The 24,767-nt window shown below is 40.0% G+C and carries 22 protein-coding genes; 7 read left to right on the top strand and 15 right to left on the bottom strand.

Going from position 1 to position 24,767, the window contains the following annotated elements; genetic code table 11:
- Positions 1 to 65 precede the first annotated feature (65 nt).
- From pflB to focA, 3 genes are all read right to left on the bottom strand, one after another.
- The gene (gene pflB / locus HMPREF1128_RS08370) at positions 66 to 2,390 is read right to left on the bottom strand and encodes a formate C-acetyltransferase (protein WP_007526284.1); all 2,325 of its coding nucleotides are present in this window, start codon (positions 2,388 to 2,390) and stop codon (positions 66 to 68) included.
- Between the two features lie 93 nt (positions 2,391 to 2,483).
- Positions 2,484 to 2,939 carry a hypothetical protein gene (locus HMPREF1128_RS08365; protein WP_007526382.1) on the bottom strand — a complete coding sequence of 152 codons (456 nt, stop codon included), beginning with the start codon at positions 2,937 to 2,939 and terminating at the stop codon, positions 2,484 to 2,486.
- 2 nt (positions 2,940 to 2,941) lie between these two features.
- Positions 2,942 to 3,766, bottom strand: coding sequence for a formate transporter FocA (focA, locus tag HMPREF1128_RS08360; RefSeq protein WP_007526377.1), 825 nt, complete (start codon positions 3,764 to 3,766; stop codon positions 2,942 to 2,944).
- Between the two features lie 204 nt (positions 3,767 to 3,970).
- Here focA and HMPREF1128_RS08355 point away from each other — a divergent pair, with 204 nt between their 5' ends.
- Positions 3,971 to 4,468: a YqaA family protein gene (locus HMPREF1128_RS08355; RefSeq protein WP_007526304.1), complete on the top strand. Its 498-nt coding sequence runs from the start codon at positions 3,971 to 3,973 to the stop codon at positions 4,466 to 4,468.
- Between the two features lie 63 nt (positions 4,469 to 4,531).
- Here HMPREF1128_RS08355 and htpX read toward each other — a convergent pair whose 3' ends face one another.
- Both htpX and dinB read right to left on the bottom strand, forming a co-directional pair.
- Positions 4,532 to 5,401: a protease HtpX gene (htpX, locus tag HMPREF1128_RS08350; RefSeq protein WP_007526321.1), complete on the bottom strand. Its 870-nt coding sequence runs from the start codon at positions 5,399 to 5,401 to the stop codon at positions 4,532 to 4,534.
- A gap of 84 nt (positions 5,402 to 5,485) precedes the next feature.
- The gene (gene dinB, locus HMPREF1128_RS08345) at positions 5,486 to 6,568 is read right to left on the bottom strand and encodes a DNA polymerase IV (RefSeq protein WP_007526409.1); all 1,083 of its coding nucleotides are present in this window, start codon (positions 6,566 to 6,568) and stop codon (positions 5,486 to 5,488) included.
- Between the two features lie 93 nt (positions 6,569 to 6,661).
- On the opposite strand from dinB, the gene HMPREF1128_RS08340 reads away from it, so the two are divergent.
- Entirely contained in the window at positions 6,662 to 7,573 is a 912-nt protein-coding gene (locus tag HMPREF1128_RS08340; protein ID WP_007526419.1) for a lysine exporter LysO family protein, read from the top strand.
- Between the two features lie 36 nt (positions 7,574 to 7,609).
- On the opposite strand, the gene HMPREF1128_RS08335 is transcribed toward HMPREF1128_RS08340, so the two are convergent.
- The gene (locus HMPREF1128_RS08335; RefSeq protein ID WP_007526339.1) at positions 7,610 to 7,951 is read right to left on the bottom strand and encodes a carboxymuconolactone decarboxylase family protein; all 342 of its coding nucleotides are present in this window, start codon (positions 7,949 to 7,951) and stop codon (positions 7,610 to 7,612) included.
- Positions 7,952 to 8,053: 102 nt separating this feature from the next.
- Between HMPREF1128_RS08335 and HMPREF1128_RS08330 the strand changes: the two genes are divergently transcribed.
- Positions 8,054 to 8,932: a cupin domain-containing protein gene (locus tag HMPREF1128_RS08330; protein ID WP_007526336.1), complete on the top strand. Its 879-nt coding sequence runs from the start codon at positions 8,054 to 8,056 to the stop codon at positions 8,930 to 8,932.
- A gap of 88 nt (positions 8,933 to 9,020) precedes the next feature.
- Positions 9,021 to 10,466, top strand: a complete 1,446-nt coding sequence (gene aldA / locus HMPREF1128_RS08325) for an aldehyde dehydrogenase (protein WP_007526342.1) — start codon at positions 9,021 to 9,023, stop codon at positions 10,464 to 10,466.
- A 113-nt stretch (positions 10,467 to 10,579) separates the two neighbouring features.
- Here aldA and fabB read toward each other — a convergent pair whose 3' ends face one another.
- Positions 10,580 to 11,797, bottom strand: coding sequence for a beta-ketoacyl-ACP synthase I (fabB, locus tag HMPREF1128_RS08320; protein ID WP_007526292.1), 1,218 nt, complete (start codon positions 11,795 to 11,797; stop codon positions 10,580 to 10,582).
- Between the two features lie 251 nt (positions 11,798 to 12,048).
- On the opposite strand from fabB, the gene HMPREF1128_RS08315 reads away from it, so the two are divergent.
- The gene (locus HMPREF1128_RS08315; RefSeq protein ID WP_007526302.1) at positions 12,049 to 14,535 is read left to right on the top strand and encodes a class I adenylate cyclase; all 2,487 of its coding nucleotides are present in this window, start codon (positions 12,049 to 12,051) and stop codon (positions 14,533 to 14,535) included.
- 40 nt (positions 14,536 to 14,575) lie between these two features.
- On the opposite strand, the gene HMPREF1128_RS08310 is transcribed toward HMPREF1128_RS08315, so the two are convergent.
- The 8 genes from HMPREF1128_RS08310 to HMPREF1128_RS08275 all read right to left on the bottom strand — a co-directional run bounded on the left by HMPREF1128_RS08310 (position 14,576) and on the right by HMPREF1128_RS08275 (position 22,374).
- Positions 14,576 to 15,892 carry an MFS transporter gene (locus HMPREF1128_RS08310; RefSeq protein WP_007526325.1) on the bottom strand — a complete coding sequence of 439 codons (1,317 nt, stop codon included), beginning with the start codon at positions 15,890 to 15,892 and terminating at the stop codon, positions 14,576 to 14,578.
- Positions 15,893 to 16,211: 319 nt separating this feature from the next.
- The gene (gene serA, locus HMPREF1128_RS08305; protein WP_007526285.1) at positions 16,212 to 17,444 is read right to left on the bottom strand and encodes a phosphoglycerate dehydrogenase; all 1,233 of its coding nucleotides are present in this window, start codon (positions 17,442 to 17,444) and stop codon (positions 16,212 to 16,214) included.
- Between the two features lie 165 nt (positions 17,445 to 17,609).
- Positions 17,610 to 18,269 (bottom strand): ribose-5-phosphate isomerase RpiA, encoded by a 660-nt coding sequence (rpiA, locus tag HMPREF1128_RS08300; RefSeq protein WP_007526411.1) that lies wholly within the window; start codon positions 18,267 to 18,269, stop codon positions 17,610 to 17,612.
- Between the two features lie 74 nt (positions 18,270 to 18,343).
- A complete protein-coding gene (gene glmM, locus HMPREF1128_RS08295; RefSeq protein WP_007526317.1) occupies positions 18,344 to 19,675 on the bottom strand; it encodes a phosphoglucosamine mutase in 1,332 nt (443 codons plus the stop codon).
- A gap of 47 nt (positions 19,676 to 19,722) precedes the next feature.
- Entirely contained in the window at positions 19,723 to 20,031 is a 309-nt protein-coding gene (gene yggU / locus HMPREF1128_RS08290) for a DUF167 family protein YggU (RefSeq protein ID WP_007526421.1), read from the bottom strand.
- Positions 20,031 to 20,570 (bottom strand): YggT family protein, encoded by a 540-nt coding sequence (locus tag HMPREF1128_RS08285; RefSeq protein ID WP_007526362.1) that lies wholly within the window; start codon positions 20,568 to 20,570, stop codon positions 20,031 to 20,033. Before HMPREF1128_RS08285 ends, yggU begins: the two co-directional genes overlap by 1 nt.
- 82 nt (positions 20,571 to 20,652) lie before the next feature.
- The gene (locus HMPREF1128_RS08280) at positions 20,653 to 20,994 is read right to left on the bottom strand and encodes a YggL family protein (protein WP_007526399.1); all 342 of its coding nucleotides are present in this window, start codon (positions 20,992 to 20,994) and stop codon (positions 20,653 to 20,655) included.
- A 99-nt stretch (positions 20,995 to 21,093) separates the two neighbouring features.
- Positions 21,094 to 22,374 (bottom strand): isochorismate synthase, encoded by a 1,281-nt coding sequence (locus HMPREF1128_RS08275; protein WP_007526360.1) that lies wholly within the window; start codon positions 22,372 to 22,374, stop codon positions 21,094 to 21,096.
- Positions 22,375 to 22,523: 149 nt separating this feature from the next.
- Here HMPREF1128_RS08275 and HMPREF1128_RS08270 point away from each other — a divergent pair, with 149 nt between their 5' ends.
- Both HMPREF1128_RS08270 and rarD read left to right on the top strand, forming a co-directional pair.
- Positions 22,524 to 23,741 carry a pyridoxal phosphate-dependent aminotransferase gene (locus HMPREF1128_RS08270; protein ID WP_007526357.1) on the top strand — a complete coding sequence of 406 codons (1,218 nt, stop codon included), beginning with the start codon at positions 22,524 to 22,526 and terminating at the stop codon, positions 23,739 to 23,741.
- A gap of 134 nt (positions 23,742 to 23,875) precedes the next feature.
- Positions 23,876 to 24,766, top strand: a complete 891-nt coding sequence (rarD, locus tag HMPREF1128_RS08265) for an EamA family transporter RarD (protein WP_007526286.1) — start codon at positions 23,876 to 23,878, stop codon at positions 24,764 to 24,766.
- Position 24,767: the final 1 nt, after the last annotated feature.

Raw genomic sequence — 24,767 nt, 5'->3', positions numbered from 1 at the left:
TAAAATAAAACCTCCACAAGCAATTTGTGGAGGTTTTTTTAGCTCATTCTATTGTGTTTTGTTGCTTAGAACGATTCTGTGAAAGTACGTGTAATAACGTCTTGTTGTTGCTCTTTAGTTAAAGAGTTGAAACGCACAGCATAGCCTGAAACACGAATAGTTAATTGTGGGTATTTTTCAGGGTGTTCTACTGCATCTAACAAGGTTTCACGGTTTAACACGTTCACATTTAAGTGCTGACCACCTTCAACCACGGCTTCGTGGTGGAAGTAACCGTCCATTAAACCTGCAAGGTTACGTTTTTGTGCTTCATAATCTTTACCTAATGCATTTGGTACGATAGAGAAGGTATAAGAGATACCATCTTTCGCGTAAGCAAATGGCAATTTAGCAACAGAAGTTAATGAAGCCACAGCACCTTTTTGGTCACGTCCGTGCATTGGGTTTGCACCAGGACCAAATGGTGCACCTGCACGGCGTCCATCTGGGGTGTTACCAGTTTTTTTACCATAAACCACGTTAGAGGTAATGGTAAGCACAGATTGTGTTGGGGTTGCGTTGCGATATGTTTTGTGCGTTTGGATTTTTTTCATGAAACGCTCAACTAAATCAACCGCAATATCGTCTACACGGTTATCATTGTTACCGAATTGTGGGTATTCGCCTTCAATTTCGAAGTCGGTTGCCACATTTTTCGCTACACCAAGCACTTCGCCTTTTTTGTTTTTGATTTCAATATCGCTACGAATTGGTTTTACTTTCGCATATTTAATTGCTGAAAGTGAGTCTGCTGCCACAGAAAGTCCCGCGATACCACAAGCCATAGTGCGGAATACGTCACGGTCATGGAATGCCATTAACGCAGCTTCATATGCATATTTATCATGCATGAAGTGGATAATATTCAATGCAGTCACATATTGGGTTGCTAACCAATCCATGAAGTGATCCATTTTTTCCATTACTTCATCGTAATCTAAGTATTCGCTTGAAATTGGATCAGTTTTTGGACCAACTTGGTCGCCTGATTTTTCATCTACACCACCATTGATCGCGTATAACAAGGTTTTCGCTAAGTTTGCACGCGCACCAAAGAATTGCATTTGTTTACCTACCACCATTGGCGATACGCAACATGCGATTGCATAGTCATCGTTGTTGAAGTCTGGACGCATTAAGTCATCGTTTTCGTATTGAACTGATGAGGTATCAATAGAAACTTTAGCCGCATAGTGTTTAAAGCCTGCTGGAAGCTGTTCAGACCAAAGAATGGTTAAGTTAGGCTCAGGCGATGGACCCATGGTGTATAGGGTGTTTAGAATACGGAAGCTGGTTTTGGTTACCAAAGTACGGCCGTCTAAACCCATACCTGCTAAGGTTTCAGTTGCCCACATTGGGTCGCCAGAGAAGAGTTGATCGTATTCAGGTGTACGTAAGAAACGCACCATACGTAATTTCATTACTAAGTGGTCGATTAACTCTTGAGCTTCAGTTTCGGTAATTTTGCCTGCTTTTAAATCACGCTCGATATAAATATCTAAGAATGAAGAAACACGACCGAATGACATTGCTGCACCATTTTGTGATTTCACCGCAGCAAGGTAAGCAAAATATACCCATTGTACTGCTTCTTGTGCAGTTTCAGCTGGACGAGAAACGTCAAAGCCATAGCTTGCCGCCATCTCTTTAATTTGACCTAAAGCTCGGTGTTGTTCAGCAATTTCTTCACGTAATTGAATGGTTGCTTGAATATCTTCGCCCGCTTCTAAGCGTGGTTGTAATGAAGCAAACTGACGTTGTTTGTCTTTCATTAAGAAATCTGCACCATAAATCGCTAAACGACGATAGTCACCGATAATACGACCACGACCGTAAGCATCTGGTAAACCAGTAATTACGCCTGAACGACGGCAACGAAGAATGTCTGGTGTATAAACATCAAACACACCTTGGTTGTGGGTTTTACGGTATTCAGTGAAGATTTTTTCTACTTCAGGGTTTAATTCGCGACGGTAAACTTGGCAAGAGCCTTTTACCATGTTGATCCCACCAAATGGCATAATTGCACGTTTTAATGGTGCATCAGTTTGAAGACCAACGATTTTTTCAAGCGCTTGGTCGATATAGCCCGGTTTGTGTGAGGTAATGGTAGATGGAATATCGCAATCGATGTCATACGGTTCGTGCGTTTTATTCTCAACTTTGATTTTTTCCATTACTTCTTCCCATAATTTAGTGGTAGCAGGAGTTGCACCAGCTAAGAAAGACTCATCGCCTTCATATGGGGTATAGTTTTTTTGGATAAAATCTCGAACGTTTACTTCAGTTTGCCAGTCGCCACCGACAAAACCGGCCCAGGCTTTTTGTTGGGCATCTGTGAGTTGAGTCATTTTATAAAGTCCTCTGTATGTTATTTCCAAAATGGGTGATGCTAAGCATCGGAGTTTGTAAAATCTTATTCTTTTTTGACCGCTTATGTTTATTTAAAGCGGATATTTTTTCTTCAAAGTATCAAATAACTGGTCGTATTCGGTGTTATCACGTTTTAATTTTTGATTTATTTTCATCGCTTTTACGCTTGGTTTTTTTACAAATCCATTATTCTCAACCGCTTTTTCAATATCTAGTTTATTTTGGATAAAGAGCGTTCTCAATCTGTTAACTTGGGGATCTTTTATCTGTAAGCTATTCATCTTTTGAATTTGCTTGCTATCAATTTCCTTAAGCCATTTAAGTGCGCTTTTTTTTGCTTTATCGCCAGTTAGATGTCCATTTTCAGTAAGGAAATTACGTGATTCATCAATGAATTCGTTATCTAAAGTTTCTGCCATTTTTGCAAATTGGGCAAATTCTTGTTTTGCTGTAGCAGAGCTATCAGCTTTAGGGCTACTACATGCACTGACAATCAATGCCAGAAAAATCATTCGAAGTAATTTCATTTTTAATGCTCCCTAATATGTAAAAACCATTGGACTAAGCCAATAAAGAATACTCCACCGACAATGTTACCAAGGGTAACTGGAATAAGGTTTTTCACGATAAAATGAGATAAATCTAAGTCAGCATAAGTTGCAGGGTCAACGCCAATTGCAGCCCAAAATGAAGGTTCGGCACCTTGTGCAATCGCAATACCCATTGGAATCATAAACATATTGGCAACACAGTGCTCAAAGCCTGAAGAAACGAATAAAGCAATGGGTAAAATCATGATAAAGGCTTTATCAGTTAATGACTTACCAGCATTTGCCATCCATACTGCGACACAAACCATGATGTTACAAAGAATACCAAGCGTGAAAGCTTCCATCCATGTATGATGGATTTTATGTTGGGCAGTTTTTAAGATAGTGAGTCCCCATTGCCCATTGGCAGCCATAATTTGTCCAGCAAACCAAATGAGTGCAACCACGCTTAATCCGCCAATAAAATTGCCGCCATAAACAACAAGCCAGTTTTTAAACATTTGACCCCATGTAATGCGGTGAGTTGCTTTAGCAACGGCTGTTAGGGTAGAAGAAGTAAAAAGTTCAGCGCCAAAAACGACACACATCGTTACGCCGAGTGAAAAGACGGTGCCGCCAATCAGTTTGGCAACGCCCCATGGTATATCTGCACTGCCCGTTTGAGTGGTTGTATAGAAAACAAAGGCAAGCGCAATAAATCCTCCGGCAACAATGGCTGAAATAAAAGAATAGAGCTGATGTTTAGTGGCTTTATACACTGCGCCATCTTCTGTAATTTTTGCCATTTCAGCAGGAGAAAACATAGGCATTCCTTAATTTTAGATTTAAATAATAATTAAAGTTTGTCAGAATTATAGACCTCTTAAGAGGTGGAGCAAACTTATTTCTTACTCAATTTTGGTTAAATTGGAAAAAAAGATTGATTCACATCAAAATTAAACAAAATAGCAAAATTACATTAAAGAATTGATACAGTAATTTAACAAATTTATCACAAAGATCTCCGTATGACTGATTACCTTCTCGCTTTTTTTGGCTTTTTTTCTTCAAATGAAAATCAGTGGTTGTTCTTGTTTTTAAGTGCTTTTTTAAGTGCGACAGTTTTGCCTGGCAATTCTGAAATTGTATTTAGTGCATTAGCTTCAAAATCGATCTATGCCCATGAATCTTTTTGGCATGCTGAGTTGTGGTTATTAGTGTTAGTGGCAACAGTTGGAAATAGTTTAGGTAGTATTGTGACTTATGCGATGGGAATGCTTGCGCCAAAGCCAATAAATAGTCAAAAGAGATTGGTTAAGTGGGCGTTAGAGAAGAGTGAAAAATATGGCGTATATGTCCTGCTACTGAGCTGGTTGCCATTTGTAGGTGATATTTTATGTGCTATTGCAGGCTGGTTACGTTTTCCCGCTGTGGCTAGTGTCATTTTTATTACTATTGGCAAATTTTGCCGTTATTTAATTTTATTAGTTAGCCTGTACCCACTTTTAAAATATGTGGTCGGTTAAATATGCAAGCGGTCATATTTCGCAAAAATTTTGCAGAATATGACCGCTTGTTAGATTATAATATTATAAGCTACGTAACGCTGCGATACGTTTTTCTAACGGCGGATGGCTCATAAAAAGTTCTTTTGTTTTTGGTGCATTGATCATAAATGCAGCTAAAGAACCTTCAAGTTGTTGCGGCTCATGAATGCGTTGTAAGCGTTCTAGTGCCGCAATCATTTTTTCTTTTCCGACTAATTGTGCAGAACCGGCATCAGCACGGAATTCACGATAACGTGAGAACCACATTGCGATCATGGTCGCAATCACGCCAAAGACCATTTGTAACACAATATCAACCACCCAGAAAACTAAAGCGTTTTGGCTTGAGTTACCGTTTTCATCACGAGAGCTAGAAGCTGCGGTAGAAATAATGCGCGATAAGAAAAGCACAAAGGTGTTAAGCACGCCTTGTAATAAGGTCATGGTAACCATATCGCCGTTGGCAATATGAGAGATTTCATGCGCAATAACCGCTTCTGCTTCCGCTTCTGTCATGTTATTTAATAAGCCTGTGCTGACTGCCACTAAAGAATTGCTTTTCGTTGCACCGGTTGCAAAAGCATTAACATCCGCTGAGTGATAAATCGCAATATCTGGTATTGGAATATTAGCTTGCTGTGCTTGGCGTTGCACGGTGTTAAATAACCATTGTTCTGTTTGTGTGCGTGGTGTAGTAATAATTTCTGCACCCACAGAGCGTAATGCCATAGTTTTTGACAAAAATAGTGAAATCAAGGAGCCTGCGAAACCAAAGACAGCAGACATCACTAAAATACCTGCGGTGCTTCCACCTTGAATGCCAGTGACTTTAAAAATAATTTGTAGCACGATGTTCAATACAAACATCACTGCTAAGTTCATCAACAAAAATAAAATGACACGTTTTGCCATTATTGAATTCTCCAAAAAAAGAAAAGTAAAAAAACTTGCCTTATAATGAGGCAAATTTGCGTAATTTCAAGCGTTAGACGCCGATTATTCCCATAAATTTAATTGATGAGTAATTTTTTTATTTGGTAAATGCACGTTTAAGCCAATTAAACGAATTTTACGTTTGGCGCGCCGCTCCCATATTTGTTCTAGCAAGGTAAGAAAACGCGCTAATGTAAGCCCATTCATGGTTCTTTCTAAAGTGGTTTGGCTGAAATCATCAAATTTGAGTTTAATGCCTAATTTCTTAAATTCGCTAAGAGGAATATCTTTACAATTTCTATTTAATCGTTGTTTAAGGGTCTCAAATTGTTGGCTAACAATGTTTTTTGCCTCATCTAGATTATCTATTGGCGTGATTAATGTATTTTCAACTGCAACAGATTTTCTTGGGCGATTGGGCTCAATTGAACGGTTGTCAATGCCGTGGCTAAATGCCCATAACCGTTGCCCGAATTTACCAAAGGTTTTGTAAATTAACGCTTGGTCAGATTGTTGAATATCTGCACAAGTCTGTAATCCGAGCTGTGTTAATTTTTCTTGTGTGACTTTGCCGACGCCAGGAATCTTTTTCAGCGGTAATTGATGAATAAAGTCAGCCACTTTTTCAGGGGGAATAACAAAAATACCGTTTGGTTTGTTTTGGTCAGATGCAATTTTGGCTAAAAATTTTAAAGGCGCTACGCCAGCAGAGGCAGTCAGTTGTAATTCTTGCGCAATCGCTTGCCGGATCGCTTCTGCAATCCAGGTGGCAGAGCCTGAGCAGTGTGCGCTATCCGTTACATCTAAAAAAGCTTCATCAAGTGAAAGCGGTTCAATAATGTCGGTATAGTGGCGAAAAATTTGATGAATTTGTGCTGAAACGCTTTTGTAATAAGCCATATTAACAGGGCGTAAAATTAAGTTTGGGCAGCGTTTAAGGGCTTGTGCAGTTGGCATGGCGCTGTGTAAGCCAAATTTTCTTGCCTCATAATTACAAGTGGTCAGCACGCCGTGTTGATAAACATCGCTACCTACTGCCACAGGTTTGCCAACGAGCGAAGGATCATCACGCATTTCAATGGCGGCATAAAAGCAATCCATATCAATGTGGATAATTTTACGCTGATAATTTTGCAAATTTGCCATAAAATAAGACCGCTTGTAATATGAAAAAATGTATGAAAAAACAGTGTTATTTTAATCACGGAATAGGAAAGGTCAAGTGTTATTGGAGGGCGTATGTTATTTGGATTAGCGATGGTTTTTATCCCGCTTGTATTGGGATATTTTTTTAAAGTTTCACAACCCCGCATCATGCGTTGGGTGGATCGCGTTGTGAGCGCTTGTTTGTATATTATTTTATTAGTGATTGGGATTTCACTGGGGCAGTTAGATGATCTTGGTAGCAAATTACCATTGATTGGGCATACGGCATTTGGATTGAGTATCACTATTCTAAGTTGCAATATTATCGGTATTGGGCTTTATGATAAGTTTTTCCCGATGGTGAGGACAGAAAATCAAAACGGTGAAAAACCTTCTCACTGGCGAATGTTATGGGATTCGTTTCGTTTAATTGGAACGACTGCATTGGGTGCTTTAGTTGGATATTGGACGAAAGGATGGCTTGCTTTTCCAATGGGCACTAGCACTTATGCGGTAATGCTGATGGTGTTTGGGGTTGGTATTCAGCTGCGTAATAGTGGTATTCCACTTAGACAGGTCTTTTTCAATCAGCGAGGCATTTATACGGCGCTCATTTTTATGGTAACTAGCTTGCTTGGTGGGGCATTAGCGGCATGTTATTTAGACTTACCTGTGATGAAGGGCATGGCATTTGCTTCAGCTTTTGGTTGGTATTCGCTTTCTAGCGTGTTGGTTTATGATGCTTGGGGCGCGGTTGATGGTAGTATCGCTTTTTTCAATGACATTTCCCGCGAGATCGTTTGTCTATTTTTAATTCCATTATTGATGCCGCGTTTGCCTTCAACGGCTATCGGGCTAGGTGGCGCAACTTCATTAGATTGTATGCTACCTGTTATTCAAAAATCAGGTGGAACGCAAATGGTACCACTTTCAATTAGTTTTGGGTTTATCACGAATTTACTTCCGCCGATTTTATTGAGTTTATTTATCCATTTAGCGAGTTAAACAAAAGGGCGCTTCTGATAGCGCCCTGTTTTTATCTTATTCTTTTTGTGCGTTATAGGCTTCTAACGCTCTTAAAGAATAGGTATAAGCTGCCCCTGCATTTAACGCGATTGACATTGCTAATGCTGCTGCCACTTCTTCTTCCGTTGCGCCAGCTTTTACCGCTTCTTCTGCATGTACGCCGATACAGCTTTCACAACGCGTTGTAACTGCAACCGCAAGCGCGATAAGCTCGCGCGTTTTTGCATCTAATACATTGCCTTCAGCTGCTGCTGCGCCTAGTGCTTGGTAAGCTTGTAACATTTTAGGGTGTTTTTTACCGAGTGCGCCAAAAGATTTTTTAACATGGGCAACATCGTTTTTCCAATCTGCAAACATAATATTTTTCTCCATTGTATGCGTAATTTATGCGTTTATTTTAAGTAAATTTGGCTATAATAATTGCCAAATTCACTCATTTTTTATTATGGAACGCTCAAAATGGACTATTTAGATAAATTGATACAACTGGCTCAAATTCAAGGTGAGATTAATATTCGTTGCTTGTTTCAAGGCGACTGGCAGATTCAGCATAGTGAGGTTTATGAAACTCAAGGGCTATTCCATTTAATCGAACAGGGGAGTTGTTGGTTAAGTATTGGGAATCAATGTTTTGAATTAGAAGCGGGCGATCTTTTTTTCTTACCTCAACATCAGCAACATGCGTTAGGAACACAAGATACTGAATTAAGCTTGGTCAAAACGGCAAAAGCAGGGCATTTTACCGTGCATCAAATTGGCCAGAGTTCGCCCGATTTTAAAATGTTTTGCGGACGATTTTATTATCAAAAAGAAGCGTTGCTTATTAGTGCCTTGCCAGATTATTTGCACATTCGGTTAAAAGATACGCCAATTTTTCCGTTAATCGAACTGTTTTTACAAGAAGCTAATCATGCAAATATGGGCTCAAAATCGGTCATTGATGCACTTTCAAACATTCTTTTTATTTATATTTTGCGTTATGTTGCTGGGCAAGGCGAATTAAACCAAGGGATTTTGTTTGCTTTAAAGAATAAACGGCTTAATCAAGCGTTAATGGCTATTTTACAAACACCTGAATCAGCTTGGCGAGTGGAAGAGTTAGCCGAGCTATCGAATATGTCGCGCGCTAATTTTTGTCGTGTATTTCAGCAGCAACTGGGTTTACCACCAGCAAAATTTTTAACAAAAATTCGGTTGCAACAAGCTGCTTATTTACTGAAGAGCACGCAAAAAAGTGTATTGGAAATTGCATTAGCCGTTGGTTATCAAACGGAAGCGCATTTTTCTAAAGCGTTTAAAAGTGCTTATCAGCTTTCACCGAGCCAATATCGTAAATAACGAATGTTGATTTCTGTGATCTATTTCACATTCTTTTCACAAATATAACATTAGAATAACGGCATCATTCACACAAAAGGAGAAAAGAATGAGCACACTCAAAATGTATATCAATGGTGAATTTGTAGAATCTAGAAGCGGTAATACTTTTGAAGTATTTAACCCAGCCACTGAAGAAGTCATTGCTGTAGTGACTAAAGGAACAGCAGAAGATGCAAGAGCGGCAATTGATTATGCTGAACAGGCACAACTGGCTTGGGAAAAATTACCTGCAATTGAACGTGCAGGCTATTTACGTAAAATTGCTTCAGGCATTCGCGAAAGATCAGAAGAAATTGCACGTACCATTTCAGCTGAAATGGGTAAAGTTTTACCGCTTGCCCGCGTTGAAGTTAACTTTACTGCAGACTATATGGATTATATGGCAGAATGGGCGCGCCGTTATGAAGGCGAAATCGTCCAAAGTGACCGCCCAAATGAGCATATTTTTATCTACAAAAAACCTATTGGTGTAACAACCGGTATTTTACCGTGGAACTTCCCGTTCTTTTTAATTGCTCGCAAAATGGCGCCAGCGTTGGTTACGGGGAATACTATTGTGGTAAAACCAAGTGTGGATTCACCAATTAACGCAGTTTTATTTTCTGAAATTGTTCATCAAGTGGGTTTACCAAAAGGTGTGTTCAACGTTGTTCATGGCTCTGGTGGCGAAATTGGTTATGAGCTTTCAGCCAATCCAAAAGTTGGCTTGGTTTCATTAACAGGAAGTGAGCCAGCTGGTCGTAAAGTCATGGAAGCGGCAAGCCAAAACATTACTAAAGTCAACCTTGAATTAGGCGGAAAAGCGCCTGCGATTGTATTTGCAGATGCTGATTTAGATTTAGCCGCGAAAGCGATTGTTGCCTCTCGTGTGATTAACAGCGGGCAGGTGTGTAACTGTGCAGAACGTATTTATGTTCAACGTGAAGTAAAAGAAGCCTTTACTGAAAAATTAGTGGAGCTGATGAAAAAAGTTCGCTTTGGTGATCCATTAGCAGATGAGAGTTTAGACATGGGACCAATGGTGAATCTGCAAGGTCAACAACATGCTCAAAAAATGGTAGATGAAGCCATTAAAGCGGGTGGTAAGCTCTTGCTTGGTGGTAAAGCTGTTCAAGGTAAAGGGCATTATTTTGAGCCAACGGTCATTGCTGATGTGAGCAACGATATGGCGATTTTACGTGAAGAAATTTTCGCACCAGTGATTCCAGTGGCTACCTTTGATACAGTTGATGAGGTAATTCAATTAGCGAATGATTGTGAATATGGCTTAACTTCTTCGGTTTATACGCAAAACATCAATAAAGCAATGAAAGTAATTTCTCGCTTAAAATTTGGTGAAACCTATGTTAACCGTGAAAACTTTGAAGCAATGCAAGGCTTCCACGCTGGTTGGCGCAAATCAGGTATTGGTGGCGCAGACGGTAAACATGGTTTAGAAGAGTACCTCCAAACTCACGTGGTTTATCTCCAATACGATCAAGAGATTAACTAATAGTGACAAGCGGTCAGATTTCGTAAAGGTTTTGCAAAATCTGATCGCTTGTAAAAAATTGCCCCGTGATGGTTTTCATCACGGGGCAAATGTTTTTAGCACAGGCTTGTTAATTAGCCTTTATATTTTTGGAAAATTAAGGTCGCGTTAGTACCGCCGAAACCGAAGCTGTTTGACATAACAGTAGTTAATGCTTTGTCTTGACGTTCAGTCACGATATTTAAGCCTTTTGCTTGTTCATCTAATTCTTCAATGTTGATGCTTGGTGCGATGAAATCGTTATCTAACATTAACAATGAGTAGATTGCTTCGTGCGCGCCTGCTGCACCTAAAGAGTGACCTGTCATTGATTTGGTTGATGAAATCGCAGGAGATTTGTCACCAAATACATTTTTAATTGCGCCAAGCTCTTTTACATCGCCTACTGGTGTTGATGTACCGTGTACGTTGATGTATTCCACTTCGCCGTTTACGGTTGCTAACGCTTGTTTCATGCAACGCTCTGCACCTTCACCGCTTGGTGCTACCATGTCATAACCGTCTGAAGTTGCGCCATAGCCTACGATTTCTGCATAGATTTTCGCACCACGGGCTAAAGCGTGTTCTAATTCTTCAACCACGACTACAGCACCACCACCAGCGATAACGAAACCGTCACGGTTCGCATCATAAGCACGGCTTGCTTTGGTTGGTGTGTCATTATATTTAGTTGATACCGCGCCCATTGCATCAAATTCGGTAGCACATTCCCAAGAAAGTTCTTCTGCGCCGCCTGCAAAGACGATATCTTGCTTACCTAATTGGATAAGTTCCATCGCATGACCGATACAGTGTGCAGAGGTTGCACAAGCTGAGCTGATAGAATAGTTCACACCACGAATTTTGTAAGGTGTAGCTAAACAAGCAGAAACACTTGATGCCATGGTTTTGGTTACTGCATAAGGGCCAATCGCTTTCACGCCACGTGGGCCACGCACTGCATCACACGCCACTAATTGGCTATGTGCTGAACCTGTACCTGCACCAATGACTAAGCCGGTACGATCGTTTGAAACTTGATCTTCAGTTAAGCCTGAATCTTCAATCGCTTCTTTCATTGAAAGGTAAGCATAAGCGGCTGCATCACCCATGAAGCGATAAACTTTACGGTCGATAAGTTCAGCTGGGTTTAATTTAATGGTGCCGGCAACTTGGCTACGCATACCGACTTCAGCAAATTCTGGTACGAATTCAATACCTGATTTACCCGCTTTTAATGACGCTAAAACTTCTTCTTTGTTGTTACCAATACTTGAGATAACACCTAAACCAGTGATTACAACACGTTTCATTCTGATTTTTCCTTTTTAATGTGAAAACGATTTAAATTGCGTTCAGCTTACACTTGTTCGCTGATATAAGCTAGAGAAACTTAAATATAATACACTATTTTATTAGTGGTCTGAACAGTGTAGCAAAAACAAGCGCGCTGATCCGAGCTGTTTTTTTACATAATGGAACAAGTGCTTACCGAAATGAAGGCTTTACTTTTGGAGTGAAAATGCTTAAATTGGGCGCATTTTGATTCGTTTAAGGAAGGTGCATGAAAACTCGCGATCTCTTATTGCCTTATAAAAGTGCGGTTTCGCCATTTTCAGCCCAATTAGCCTTTGCTATAGAACGAGTCGAAGCGTTAAATCAATATCGAATCAAACGCGCTTTTGCCGCGAACCAACCTTATTATCGTCATGTTTTCCAACTGATCCCGATTCTGATTCATCTTAATGAACCAGAGTTACCGGGGTATGTGGAAAATGCCCCAGCTGGGATTGCGCACTTTTCTCCTAATCACTATCAACAGCGGTTTATTACTGCGTTATTGCCACAAGCCAAATTAGCAAAACATTTAGAAAAAACTACCGCTTTCGATGCTCTCTATTCAATGGGCAGTACGGGGTCGATTACACAAACACAATATTCCGATTTGGATTTATGGCTTTGTTATCCTGAACATTTAAGTGCAGAACAGCTTCAGCTGATGGAGCAAAAAATTGCACGTCTTTGCGCTTGGGCAAAAGGTTTTGATGTTGATGTAACTATCTATTTAATGAATCCTGCGCGCTTTAGTGCCCATTTAGATCAGCATAGTGTCAGTGAAGAGCATAGTGGTTCAGCACAGCATTTTTTCTTATTAGATGAGTTTTATCGCTCCGCCATTCGCCTTGCTGGTAAGCGTTTACTTTGGTTACATTTAACCGATGAACAATACCAACAACGCCATCATTTGTCAGAAATTGATATGCAGGCGTGGGTAGATTTTGGTGATTTTTCTGCGCTTTCCACCGCTGAATTTTTTGGTGCCAGTTTATGGCAGCTTTATAAGGGAATTGATAATCCATATAAATCCGCCATTAAAATTGTCTTGTTAGAAAGCTATGCGCATAACTATCCACAAACTGTACTGATTTCTAAATCATTCAAGCAAAAATGGTTAAGTAAAACGGAAGTGCGTTATCACTTTGACCCATATTTGGCTATGTTAGATCAGGTCAGTGAATATTTAATTGAGCGTAAAGAGTTCGTACGTTTAAATCGAATTCGTCAATGCTTTTATTTAAAAGCAATGGAAGGTGAAAATGAAGAGAACTGGCGTACTTATCAACTGCAACAATTAGCAAAAAGTTGGGAGTGGGATGAAGAAGAGCTTGAAATCCTTAATCAGCGAGCCAGTTGGAAAACGAAGCAAGTGAAAGTACACCATCAAATGCTGGTGGATTTATTGCTACAAAGTTATCGGAACTTAATTCAATTTGCGCGTAAATTTCATATTGATCCAAGTATTATGGCAAACGATATTGATATTTTAATGCGCAAACTTTACTCAGTGTTTGAAGTATTGCCGGGTAAAGTGACTTTGCTAAATCCGAGAATTTCTCAGAATTTGGCGGAGAAAAATCTTACCTTTATTGAAGGTCGGGAAGGCTCAATGATGAGGCCGGGTTGGTATTTGCTGAATCAAGCACCTAGCTCAGAGTATGAGAATCCCGATCGCTTTGTCGAGTATCAAAAAGATCTCACAAAATTAGTTGCATGGGCATATTTTAATGGCATTTTGACGGCAGAAAGTCGTTTGCATGTTGTCAGCCGCCATGTAAGTTTGCTGAATTTCCGTCAATTCATTACAGATTTACGCATTTCTTTTCCAACCAAAGGGCCTATTGTCGGTAATGAAGAACTATTGCACCCGAATGAGATTCGTCATTTAATCTTTGCGGTGAATTTGACGGTTGATCCGACCGAACATATTAAGACAGAACGTATTCGCAAAATTACCCAAGCGGATTTATTCAATTTTGCGGGTGGGGAAGCGCAGTTGATTGGCAGTGTGGATATTATTTATCGTAATATGTGGAATGAAATCCGCACGCAGCACGTAGAAGGTAAAGAAGCCTTACTTAAGGCGTTAAAATTCCTGTCGAATAAAATCTACCGTGGTTCAGCGCCACCGCAATCAGTTAATGTGTTCTGTTATAGCAAAAAATTGCGTTTGGAATTACGAGAATCTATTGCGGAACTGGTGGATCGTTGTATTAGTATTCACACGGGAACTATTTACGATAAAACGATTATCGAAGTGCAAGTTGAGCAAGAAAAACATTGGGGATTTATTTTTGAAGAAGCGCCATTTGCTCTGTTTTGTTTGCCACAAGCGGTCGATTTAGGCGAAGATTTTGCAAAAAGTGAACGCGATGAAAATGCCGTATATAAAACCCGTTATCCCAAAGTGATTAACGATTTTGCCAGCGAAGGCTTTTTGCAGTTCTTCTTTGAAGATAATGCTAACGGACTGTTTAATGTTTATATTCTTGATGAACAAAATAAGCTAGAAAGTTATTTCAATTGCTTGGGAAGCAAAGAAGAAAAAGTCAAAGAAATCAATCGTTTCTATGCCAAAAAAGAGGAGCGGGAATGGGGAGAGCGGTTTAATTTTCCGCAGTATTATCAGCTTATTGAATTAAGCGATAATGTTCAGATTGTGCCTTTTCAAAGCAAACAGCATCGGGAATATCAACAACGTAAACAACAATAAAAAGCGTGATTTAGCAAAATCACGCTTTTTGCATTTAGGATTAAGCGTTAGTTAAATCGACATCTTTAGTCTCTTTTGATGCCCAAAGCGCTAAGAATGTGATGACAGCGTTGATTGCTAAATAAATACCTACTCCTAAAACACCGTAGTTGGCATTGATTTTAATTGCGAAGGTTGCCGCCACGGTTGCTCCAACAATAGATGCAAAGTTATAAGCAAGAGAGGCGCCTGAATAACGTACTTCTGTTGGGAAAAGCTCCGGTAATAATGCCGCCATTGGTCCGAAAGTGAAGCCCATTAACGCCATACCAATAATTAAGAATAAGAACATAGAAGTTGGCGTGCCGTTTGATAAGAATAATGGCATTGCTAAACCGAAGATTCCCATCGCAAAGGTAACCCATAATAAGAATTTACGGCGACCAATTTTATCTGCGTATAAACCAGAAATGCTGGTGAAAATAGCAAATACAATTGCACTTAAGAGTAATAAGCCAGTAAAGGTGTTAGGTGCAATACCTAATCCCATTGGGTGGCCTGCTTCAGAAAGTGTGGCAGGTGTGCGAGAGTAAACCTGTGCAAAAGCAGTCATGATATAGAACAACACATAAGTTGCTGTCATGATGAATGTACCTAAAATCAATGGTTTTAAGTGATGACGGAATACGGCACTTACTGGTGCTTTTTGTGTTTTACCTTGTTGTTCTGCTTCACGGAAAACATGGCTTTCATGTAAGGTTAAACGTACCCATAAACCAACCATAACCAATATGATCGAAGAGATAAATGGAATACGCCACGCCCATTGTACTAAGGCTTCATGACCAAAGCTGTAACTGACTAAGAAGAAGGCGCCATTTGCCACAAATAAGCCGATTGGCGCACCTAATTGTGGGAAAGTACCGTACCATGCGCGTTTTCCTTCTGGTGCGTTTTCTGTGGCAACTAATGCCGCACCACCCCATTCACCGCCTAAACCTAAGCCTTGACCGATACGGCATAAGCAAAGTAGGACTGGCGCCCAAATACCAATTGTTTCATAGTTAGGCAATAAACCGATCATTACGGTTGAGCCACCCATCAATAATAAGGAAGCTACTAAGGTTTTTTTACGACCGATTTTATCACCGAAGTGACCGAATAATGCAGAACCAATTGGACGCGCAAAAAATGCAAGCGCAAGTGTTGAAAGCGAAAGGAGCTCATCAGAAACAGGGTCGCCACTTTTAAAAAATTGGGTATTGAATACTAATACTGCAGCTGCGGCATAAATATAATAGTCAAAGAATTCGATTGCTGTTCCTACCATTGAGGCAAGCGCAACCTTCTTGGGATCGTTACGAAGTTGAGTTGTCATTTAATTTCTCTTGTAAAATAAATAAAAGTAGCAAAATCCTAACATGTTAAAATGCTAAGAGCAACGCGAGGATTGCTCTTACAAGCGGTGGGATTTTTATAAAATCTTGCAAATTTAATTGTTTTTAGTTTGTTGTGCTGATTTTATGAGAAAGATTGATGGGCGTATCTTGCCGAATGAGATTGTGAAACAAAATAATTTTTTTTGAAGAGAAGTGAAGATTTTTTCTGAAAGAAAGAGAAATTCGGTTGCTTTGACAATTTTTTGTTCAGTTTAAGAAAAACAAGAAATTATCGCAGCAACCGTTTAGGAAAAGCAATTAGTACAATACGCGCGCTTTGATGGTGCCATCAATTGCTTTTAGCTGTTCAAGCGCTGCGTGTGCATCATCTAATTCTACATCAATGACCACATAACCGATTTTCGGATCGGTTTGTAAGAATTGTGATGCAATGTTTACGTTTAAGTCCACAAACACTTGGTTGATTTTGTTTAAGATACCTGGGCGGTTTTCGTGAATGTGTAATAAACGTTTCGCTTTGGTGTGTACAGGCAGAGAAACTTCTGGGAAGTTAACGGCTGATAAGGTTGAACCGTTATCAGAGTATTTCACAAATTTATTTGCGACTTCAGTCCCAATGTTAGCTTGCGCTTCTGCTGTTGAGCCACCAATGTGCGGGGTTAAAATCACGTTATCGAATTGACGTAATGGAGATTCAAACGGATCGTTAATTGAAGCCGGTTCTTCAGGGAAAACGTCAATAGCTGCACCACGTAAGCTGCCATCAGCTAAACGTGCTGCCAGTGCATCAATATCAACGACCGTACCACGTGCGGCATTGATTAAAACAGCCCCTTCTTTTAATTGGCCAATGCGTTCTTTGTTCATTAAATTTTTCGTTGAATCATTTTCAGGCACGTGTAAAGAGATCACATCGCAACTAGAAAGCAACTCTTCAAGGCTTGCAACTTGCTGTGCATTACCTAGCGGAAGTTTGTTTTCAATATCGTAGAAGTAAACATTCATCCCTAGTGATTCTGCAATCACGCTTAATTGAGAACCGATATGACCGTAGCCGATAATGCCTAATTTTTTGTTACGCACTTCGTTTGCGCCGCTAGCAGATTTATTCCACACACCGCGATGAACTTCCATATTCGCTTTTGCCACTTGACGCATGAGTAAAATAATTTCGCCAAGCACTAATTCTGCTACAGAGCGAGTATTTGAGAACGGCGCATTAAAAACCGGAATCCCGCGTTGTTTTGCGGCTGCTAAATCAACTTGGTTTGTTCCAATACAGAAACAGCCGATAGCAACTAATTTAGGCGCTTTTTCTAACACTTCTTTAGTTAAGTGAGTGCGCGAACGTAAACCAATAAAGTGTGCATCTTTGATTGCTTCGATTAACGCTTCACCGTCTAAGGCTTTTTTATAATAATCAATGTTGGTGTAGCCAGCAGCATGAAGCACGTCTAATGCATTTTGGTGCACGCCTTCAAAGAGAACGAATTTAATTTTAGATTTATCTAAAGAAACTTTTTCGAGCATGGTGATTCCTTATGTAATGGATTATTGGTAATGGGAGGATACCTCTTTTTTACCATTAAGTGTGAGAAAATTCACAGATAAAATGTAATGCGTTATGACCAAATGTACTGAAATAAGAAAGCGGTGCGATTTTGCAAAACTTTGACTAAAATCCACCGCTTGTCATTATTCAATAATTTTTGCCCCTTTAGGCGTGCCAACAATGGTCACATTGGCAAAACGTTGTGCAAAAATACCATTTGTGACGACCCCAGCAATATTATTGATGGTGTGTTCCATTTTGAGTGGCTCAAGAATTTCGAAATGATGTACATCTAAAATGACATTGCCGTTATCGGTTACTACACCTTCGCGGTATTCTGGAGAACCGCCTAATTTAACGAGTTCACGAGCAACGTAAGAGCGCGCCATTGGAATCACTTCTACTGGAAGCGGGAAAGTCGAGCCTAACACATTGACCTGTTTAGAACCATCAACAATACAAACGAATTTTTTCGCTAAAGCACTTACGATTTTTTCACGAGTTAATGCAGCACCACCGCCTTTAATCATCGCACCTTGTGGGGTGATTTCATCTGCCCCATCAATATAAACATCGAGCTCAGTTACTTCATTGGCGTTAAATACTTCAATCCCGTGTGAGCGTAAACGTTCTTCAGAAGCCTTAGAAGCCGCTACTGCACCTTTAATTTTATCTTTCATTGAAGCTAGTTCATCAATAAAGCAATTGACTGTCGAACCGCTGCCAACACCAACAATGGTATCAGGAGTGACAAATGCAAGCGCAGCTTTTGCCGCAATTTTTTTCATTTCTTGTTGAGTCATTTTTTATTCCTTGAGTAAAAAAACAAGCGGTCATTTTTGCTCATTTTTTTGCAAAAATAACCGCTTGTCAAATGCTAATTACGTTTTACTGCTTCAACGATTTCTTCAGCACAGCTTTGCGCTAATTCACCATCTTCACATTCCACCATTACGCGAATCAGAGGTTCAGTTCCTGATTTACGCAATAAGATGCGACCTTTGCCACTTAAACGTTTTTCAACTTCTGCAGCGACTGCTTTAACTTCTTCGCTTTCTAATGGATTTGCACCACCGGCAAAGCGTACGTTTAACAACACTTGTGGGAAGAGTGGAACCGCTTTGGCTAATTCGTTCAGCGTTAATTTGTGTTGTGCCATGGCCGCTAATACTTCAAGAGAGGCAATAATGCCATCACCTGTGGTGTTTTTGTCTAACACAATAATATGACCAGAGTTTTCCCCCCCTAATTTCCAACCACGTGCTTTAAGTTGTTCTAACACATAACGGTCACCTACGTTTGCGCGGGTAAATGGAATCGCTAATTCTTTTAGGGCAATTTCAAGGCTCATGTTACTCATTAAAGTGCCAACTACACCGCCTTTTAATTTACCGGCACGTAATGCTTCACGTGCAATAATAAAGAGAATTTGGTCGCCATCGACTTTGTTTCCTAAGTGATCAACCATGATTAAACGGTCGCCATCTCCATCGTAAGCTAAACCAACATCGGCTTCAGCTTCAACCACAACACGTTGTAATGCTGAAACATCAGTTGCACCACATTTTTCATTGATGTTTAAACCGTTTGGATGTGTACCAATCTCAATAACTTCTGCACCTAATTCGCGCATTACATTTGGGGCAATATGGTAGGTTGCACCATTTGCGCAGTCGACCACAATTTTATAACCTTTTAAATTCAGGTGAGATGGGAATGTACCTTTACAGAATTCAATATAACGACCAGCGGCATCGTTAATTCGGGTCGCTTTGCCGAGTTCTGCTGAAGCAACACAGTCCATCGGCTCTTCAAGTAAAGCTTCAATCGCTTCTTCAACTTCATCTGGTAATTTTTCACCGATAGATGAGAAGAATTTGATACCGTTATCGTAGTAAGGGTTGTGTGAAGCTGAAATAACAATACCTGCTTCTGCACGGAAGGTGCGAGTTAAATAAGCAATTGCTGGCGTTGGCATTGGGCCGACGAATGCAGCTGAAAGGCCGGCAGCGGCTAAACCTGCTTCAAGTGCAGATTCCAACATATAGCCAGAAATACGGGTATCTTTACCAATTAGCACTTTTTTAGTGCCTTCGGTTGCGAGTACTTTACCTGCAGCCCAACCTAATTTGAGGGCAAACTCAGGAGTAATTGGAAATTTTCCTACTTCGCCACGTACACCGTCGGTGCCAAAATATTTTCTTGCCATAAAAACCTTCTTGAATAAATGAGAGTTAAAAAGTTCTAATAACGAGTTTAGACGTCATTTTTTGCTAATAATTCCTGAATTTCTGCAGGAATTTGCTTTGGATTCGGAATAAAAAGCTGCTTGTGTCGTTGTAATTCGCCTTTTTCAAGCAAAATCGTACTTTTAGGGACTTTAAACAGCTTACTTAAAAATTTCAATAAATGCGCATTGGCGGCACCTTCTACGGGTGGTGCCGTGATAGCAATTTTTAATTCATTATCGTGTAACCCAACAATTTGATCTCGGCTCGCTTTGGGTTGCAGAAAAATGCGTAGCCGTAAACCATCAGGCGCATCTAGCTTTTCGACGGGCTTCATTAAGCTAGCGCCCAAACTGCACCAAATAGTGAGTAGAAAAGCTGATTTACAAAAATCAGAATAAACCCAAGTACCATCACAGAAAAGTCTAACATACCAGTTCTTGGTAAAATACGGCGAATCAGGCCTAAAACGGGTTCAGTAATTTGAGCTACCACATAATCTAGCGGATGATTTCCTTGAGTCACCCAACTCATGAGCGCACGAATTAGCGTGGTAAAAAAGAGAATTTGCCCGAAAATTTTTAACACACCTAATAAAGCCATAAACACACCAAGTGTGATTGGGGCAGAGTAAGCCACTAATTTTTCAATGACTAATACGATAACCGTTAATAAAATCGCGGCAAAGTTAATGCCTTTCACGGTTGGAATAATGCGTGTTAGTGGATCTACCACAGGCGCGGTCATCCGTAATAGTGTTTGAGAAATGGGAAGATGAACAGGAACACGGCAGAATTGGAACCAACTGCGCAACACTAAAATAAAGCTAATAAAGCCAGTAATAATTGTTAAAATTTGAATGAAAAAGGTATCCATAATTTTCTCTTGAGGGTAGATAAACAAGCGGTCAATTCTTAGCAAACTTTTGCAAAAAATTGACCGCTTGCTAGATCAGCAATTAAGACGCTGTTGGGTAATCCCACCAAATATCGAATAATTCGCTGATTTCGATTTGGGTTAAACCATTGTTTTCTAACCAAGTTTTTACTAAAGCTTGGTGAGAAGCATCACATTTGCCTAATTTTTCTAAGCAAACTAAACCTTCCCAATGTAAATAGCCGCTGCCTTCATAAGCTAAGCCGTTTGGTTTGATTACTTCGTTAATGAAGCGATCTACGACAGTATCGATTTGGTCGATGCCAGTATTATCTGCAAATTGGAATTTCACTAAAAAACCTAGTTCTTGGAACTCGGCTAAGTGCATTTTTTTACGTTGACGTGCATTACGTTGAATTGCCATGTTGATTCTCCTATCTCATCATTACACCTAAATGGTGTGCAAGCTATTATCTTAGCGGAGTCTGCCTATGATGTAAAACAAAACCCCTGAATCTGTGGTTTAAGTGTGAAATAATTTAATCATTGCTTGTGATTTACGCGCAATTTCTTGCCATTCCGCTTGTGGTTCTGAACCCGCAACAATACCTGCGCCCGCATAAACAATCAGTTTATTGCCGTGAACTTGGGCTGAACGCAAGGTCACACAAAATTCACTTCGCTCAGGGCTAACGAAACCTAGTGCACCAGCATACCAATTACGTTTAAATGGCTCAGTTTGGGCAATAAATTGTTTTGCGGCTAAGCGTGGTAAACCTGCAATCGCTGCGGTGGGGTGAAGGCGACTTAAACAGCGCATATCACTTACCCCAGTTTTAAGTGTGGTACGAATCGGGCGGCGTAAATGCTGGACATGGTTAAGACGTTTGATTTCTGCCTGCCCAACTTGAAAATCGTCCACTTCATCAGCTAAGTGAATGGCAATATCTTCCACAACTAGCTGGTTTTCAATTTGATTTTTGGTGTCGTTTAATAACCATGCTGCATTGGCTTCAGTTTGTGTATTTTCGCTTGAAGCAGCAACGGTTCCCGCCAGCGCCTCAGTAAAGAGTTGGTTACCTTCACGGGCATAAAGCCGTTCAGGCGTAGCGCCAAGGAATGCTTGTTCGCTGTTTTCTGCCCATAAAAATTGGTAACAACCAAGATTGGTTTTAAGACTTTCTTGGAGCAAATCATAAGGCGAAATCGGGTGCGCAAATGATAACGTATAAGCATTTGCCAAGACGACTTTACTAAATTGGTGCGCATTAATAGCATGAGTGGCTTGCTCAACATGCGCTTGCCAAGCGTCTTCACTGATGGCTTCTTGACGATTTAATAGCGTGTTGGGCGCAAATACAAGCGGTTCAATTTTTTCAAAATTTGCAAAAAATAGCGCAAGTTGTCGTTGTTCAGAGGCTAATTGATCGCTATCGATATAAAGCGTAAAGCGTAATTTTGCTGCCTGTAGCTCTCCCATTAAGCGCGGCAGAATAAAGCAAGCTTTACCTTCAAACGCTACTCGCCCAAGTAGCGTAAAGCCAGTTTGTGAAACAAACTGTTGAGCCAGAGCTTTATCATCAAAATAGATCATTTGCCCCATACCGATAAGCGTTTGAGGGGCATCTCGGTGTTGCAAAAAGTAATGCGGAAAACTGTGTGACTGAGCTTTTAACCAACCGAGTAAAGAAAAATCAGCATCCGTTAATTGCCATTCAGCCGTCAGCGCAACAACGCCTTGATTAGCGTGAAGTTGTGCCATTTGCTCACAAAGTTGTTGCTTTAATTGGGTTAAAATCGACATGCGTAAAAAGGTGAAAATCCACCGCTTTTTATGGGAATATTAAAAAGGCTATATTTTAACGTATTTTCTCTTTAAATTCCTCTAAAATCGGAGTAGAGTTGCAGCATTTTACACAGCACCATTTTTATATAGTTTATATAGGAAGAGATATGGAACGTTTTCCAAAATCAAACAAACTCGCTCAAGTGCGCTATGACATCCGCGGCCCGATTCACAAAGAAGCACTACGTTTAGAAGAAGAAGGCAATAAAATTTTAAAACTTAACATCGGCAACCCTGCGCCATTCGGTTTTGAAGCACCGGATGAGATTTTAGTTGATGTAATTCGTAACCTTCCAACCGCCCAAGGCTATTGTGATTCCAAAGGGCTTTATTCTGCGCGTAAAGCGATTGTGCAATATTACCAATCTAAAGGCATGCGCAACATGGATGTAAACGATGTTTATATCGGTAACGGTGTATCAGAATTGATTACGATGTCTATGCAAGCATTGCTTAATGAAGGTGATGAAATCCTTATTCCAATGCCAGACTATCCACTTTGGACGGCAGCAGCGACATTAGCTGGCGGTAAAGCGGTGCATTATTTATGTGATGAAGAAAACGAGTGGTTCCCTGATATTGCTGATATTAAAGCTAAAATCACGCCAAATACTAAAGGGATTTTAATCATCAACCCAAACAATCCAACGGGTGCGGTGTATAGTCGTGCCGTGTTGTTAGAGATTGCTGAAATTGCTCGTCAGCATAATTTAATTATTTTTGCAGACGAGATTTATGAAAAGATTCTTTATGATGGTGCGGTTCATCATCATATTGCGGCTCTTGCGCCAGATGTGTTAACCGTAACTTATAACGGTTTGTCTAAAGCGTATCGCGTGGCGGGTTTCCGTCAAGGTTGGATGGTGTTAAATGGCCCGAAAAACCATGCAAAAGGCTTTATTGAAGGCTTAGATATGTTGGCTTCGATGCGTTTATGTGCAAACACACCAATGCAACATGCTATTCAAACTGCATTAGGTGGTTACCAAAGTATTAACGAGTTTATTTTACCTGGTGGGCGTTTATTAGAACAACGTAACAAAGCGTGGGAACTACTTACCCAAATTCCAGGGATTTCTTGTGTGAAACCGAAAGGAGCAATGTATATGTTCCCGAAAATTGACACTGAAATGTTTGGCATTAAAGATGATGCAAAATTTATTTACGATTTGCTTCAAACTGAAAAAGTGTTATTGGTACAAGGTTCAGGTTTTAACTGGCATAAACCGGATCACTTCCGTGTTGTAACCTTACCTTATGTTCACCAATTAGAAGAAGCTATCGGACGTTTAGCAAGATTCTTAAAAACCTATAAACAGGATTAGTTCTCCTGTATTAATCTTATCAAACGATCTTTTCTCACTTAGAAGGGCGTGTGGTGCACGCCCTTTTAACATTAAAAACACCCTATAAAATATTTATTGAGGAAAGATTAAACAAGAATATTATTGGATAATTTATGTTAAAAGGTGTTTCTTTTTCCCTTTTTGCTTCCTTACTTTTCGGGTTAATGTATTACCTCGCAATTCATTTGCGCCCTTTATCTGGGGAAGGGGTTTTTGGCATTCGAATGGTCGTTACTTTACCTTTTCTATTTTTATCACTTTTTTTATTTAAACAAACAGATGCTTTTTTAGCCTTCTTAGCACGAATCAAGCAACAACCTAGTTTATTGCTAGTGATGTTGTTGACTTCTTCCATAGTCGGTTCGCAAATGTGGCTTTTTTTATGGGCACCGAATAGTGGAAAAGCCATTGAAGTCTCAATGGGCTATTTGCTCATGCCGATTGTGATGGTGGCATTTGGGCGTTTTATGTATAAAGAGCCTCTTTCTCGTCTAAAAAAATGGGCGATTGGCTTTGCGCTTGTTGGGGTGTTGAGCAATATTCTATTGACAGGGAAACTTTCTTGGGAAAGTTTGTTTGTTTGCACAGGTTACCCGATTTATTTCCACTTGCGCCGTAAATTCGGCATCAGTCATTTACATAGCTTTGTGCTAGAAATTGTTTTCCTAATTCCTATTTCACTTTATTTTATGCAGCAAGTGGATATGGCATATATTGAAAGCGAAAATAGCCATATTTATGTTTTCATTGCATTATTAGGCTTAATTAGCGGATCGGCACTCATTTCTTATACGATGGCAAGCACCATTTTACCGTTTAACGTGCTTGGGCTTTTAGGTTACGTTGAACCTTGCTTTATGCTCATTATCTCTTTTTTAATTGGCGAAAGACTGGCGCAAGAATCTTATTTGTTAATGAGTTCATTGTTAGTGGCAATTTTATTACTCACGTTAGACGGGCTTTCTGTTTTACGCCGACAACGCAAACATTTTAAACGTGGTTAGG

The sequence above is a fragment of the Haemophilus sputorum HK 2154 genome (genome assembly GCF_000287615.1).
Taxonomy (GTDB): domain Bacteria; phylum Pseudomonadota; class Gammaproteobacteria; order Enterobacterales; family Pasteurellaceae; genus Haemophilus_A; species Haemophilus_A sputorum.
This window is presented reverse-complemented; position numbering and strand designations above follow the sequence as displayed.

Coding starts and splice junctions, on each gene's coding strand:
- HMPREF1128_RS08270 (WP_007526357.1), top strand. CDS start 22,524: ATGGAACGTTTTCCAAAATCAAACAAACTCGCTCAAGTGCGCTATGAC.
- focA (WP_007526377.1), bottom strand. CDS start 3,766: ATGTTTTCTCCTGCTGAAATGGCAAAAATTACAGAAGATGGCGCAGTG.
- rpiA (WP_007526411.1), bottom strand. CDS start 18,269: ATGACTCAACAAGAAATGAAAAAAATTGCGGCAAAAGCTGCGCTTGCA.
- serA (WP_007526285.1), bottom strand. CDS start 17,444: ATGCTCGAAAAAGTTTCTTTAGATAAATCTAAAATTAAATTCGTTCTC.
- HMPREF1128_RS08365 (WP_007526382.1), bottom strand. CDS start 2,939: ATGAAATTACTTCGAATGATTTTTCTGGCATTGATTGTCAGTGCATGT.
- HMPREF1128_RS08330 (WP_007526336.1), top strand. CDS start 8,054: ATGGACTATTTAGATAAATTGATACAACTGGCTCAAATTCAAGGTGAG.
- aldA (WP_007526342.1), top strand. CDS start 9,021: ATGAGCACACTCAAAATGTATATCAATGGTGAATTTGTAGAATCTAGA.
- HMPREF1128_RS08285 (WP_007526362.1), bottom strand. CDS start 20,570: ATGGATACCTTTTTCATTCAAATTTTAACAATTATTACTGGCTTTATT.
- HMPREF1128_RS08315 (WP_007526302.1), top strand. CDS start 12,049: ATGAAAACTCGCGATCTCTTATTGCCTTATAAAAGTGCGGTTTCGCCA.
- yggU (WP_007526421.1), bottom strand. CDS start 20,031: ATGAAGCCCGTCGAAAAGCTAGATGCGCCTGATGGTTTACGGCTACGC.
- HMPREF1128_RS08310 (WP_007526325.1), bottom strand. CDS start 15,892: ATGACAACTCAACTTCGTAACGATCCCAAGAAGGTTGCGCTTGCCTCA.
- HMPREF1128_RS08275 (WP_007526360.1), bottom strand. CDS start 22,374: ATGTCGATTTTAACCCAATTAAAGCAACAACTTTGTGAGCAAATGGCA.
- fabB (WP_007526292.1), bottom strand. CDS start 11,797: ATGAAACGTGTTGTAATCACTGGTTTAGGTGTTATCTCAAGTATTGGT.
- HMPREF1128_RS08335 (WP_007526339.1), bottom strand. CDS start 7,951: ATGTTTGCAGATTGGAAAAACGATGTTGCCCATGTTAAAAAATCTTTT.
- rarD (WP_007526286.1), top strand. CDS start 23,876: ATGTTAAAAGGTGTTTCTTTTTCCCTTTTTGCTTCCTTACTTTTCGGG.
- dinB (WP_007526409.1), bottom strand. CDS start 6,568: ATGGCAAATTTGCAAAATTATCAGCGTAAAATTATCCACATTGATATG.
- glmM (WP_007526317.1), bottom strand. CDS start 19,675: ATGGCAAGAAAATATTTTGGCACCGACGGTGTACGTGGCGAAGTAGGA.
- HMPREF1128_RS08355 (WP_007526304.1), top strand. CDS start 3,971: ATGACTGATTACCTTCTCGCTTTTTTTGGCTTTTTTTCTTCAAATGAA.
- HMPREF1128_RS08280 (WP_007526399.1), bottom strand. CDS start 20,994: ATGGCAATTCAACGTAATGCACGTCAACGTAAAAAAATGCACTTAGCC.
- HMPREF1128_RS08340 (WP_007526419.1), top strand. CDS start 6,662: ATGTTATTTGGATTAGCGATGGTTTTTATCCCGCTTGTATTGGGATAT.
- pflB (WP_007526284.1), bottom strand. CDS start 2,390: ATGACTCAACTCACAGATGCCCAACAAAAAGCCTGGGCCGGTTTTGTC.
- htpX (WP_007526321.1), bottom strand. CDS start 5,401: ATGGCAAAACGTGTCATTTTATTTTTGTTGATGAACTTAGCAGTGATG.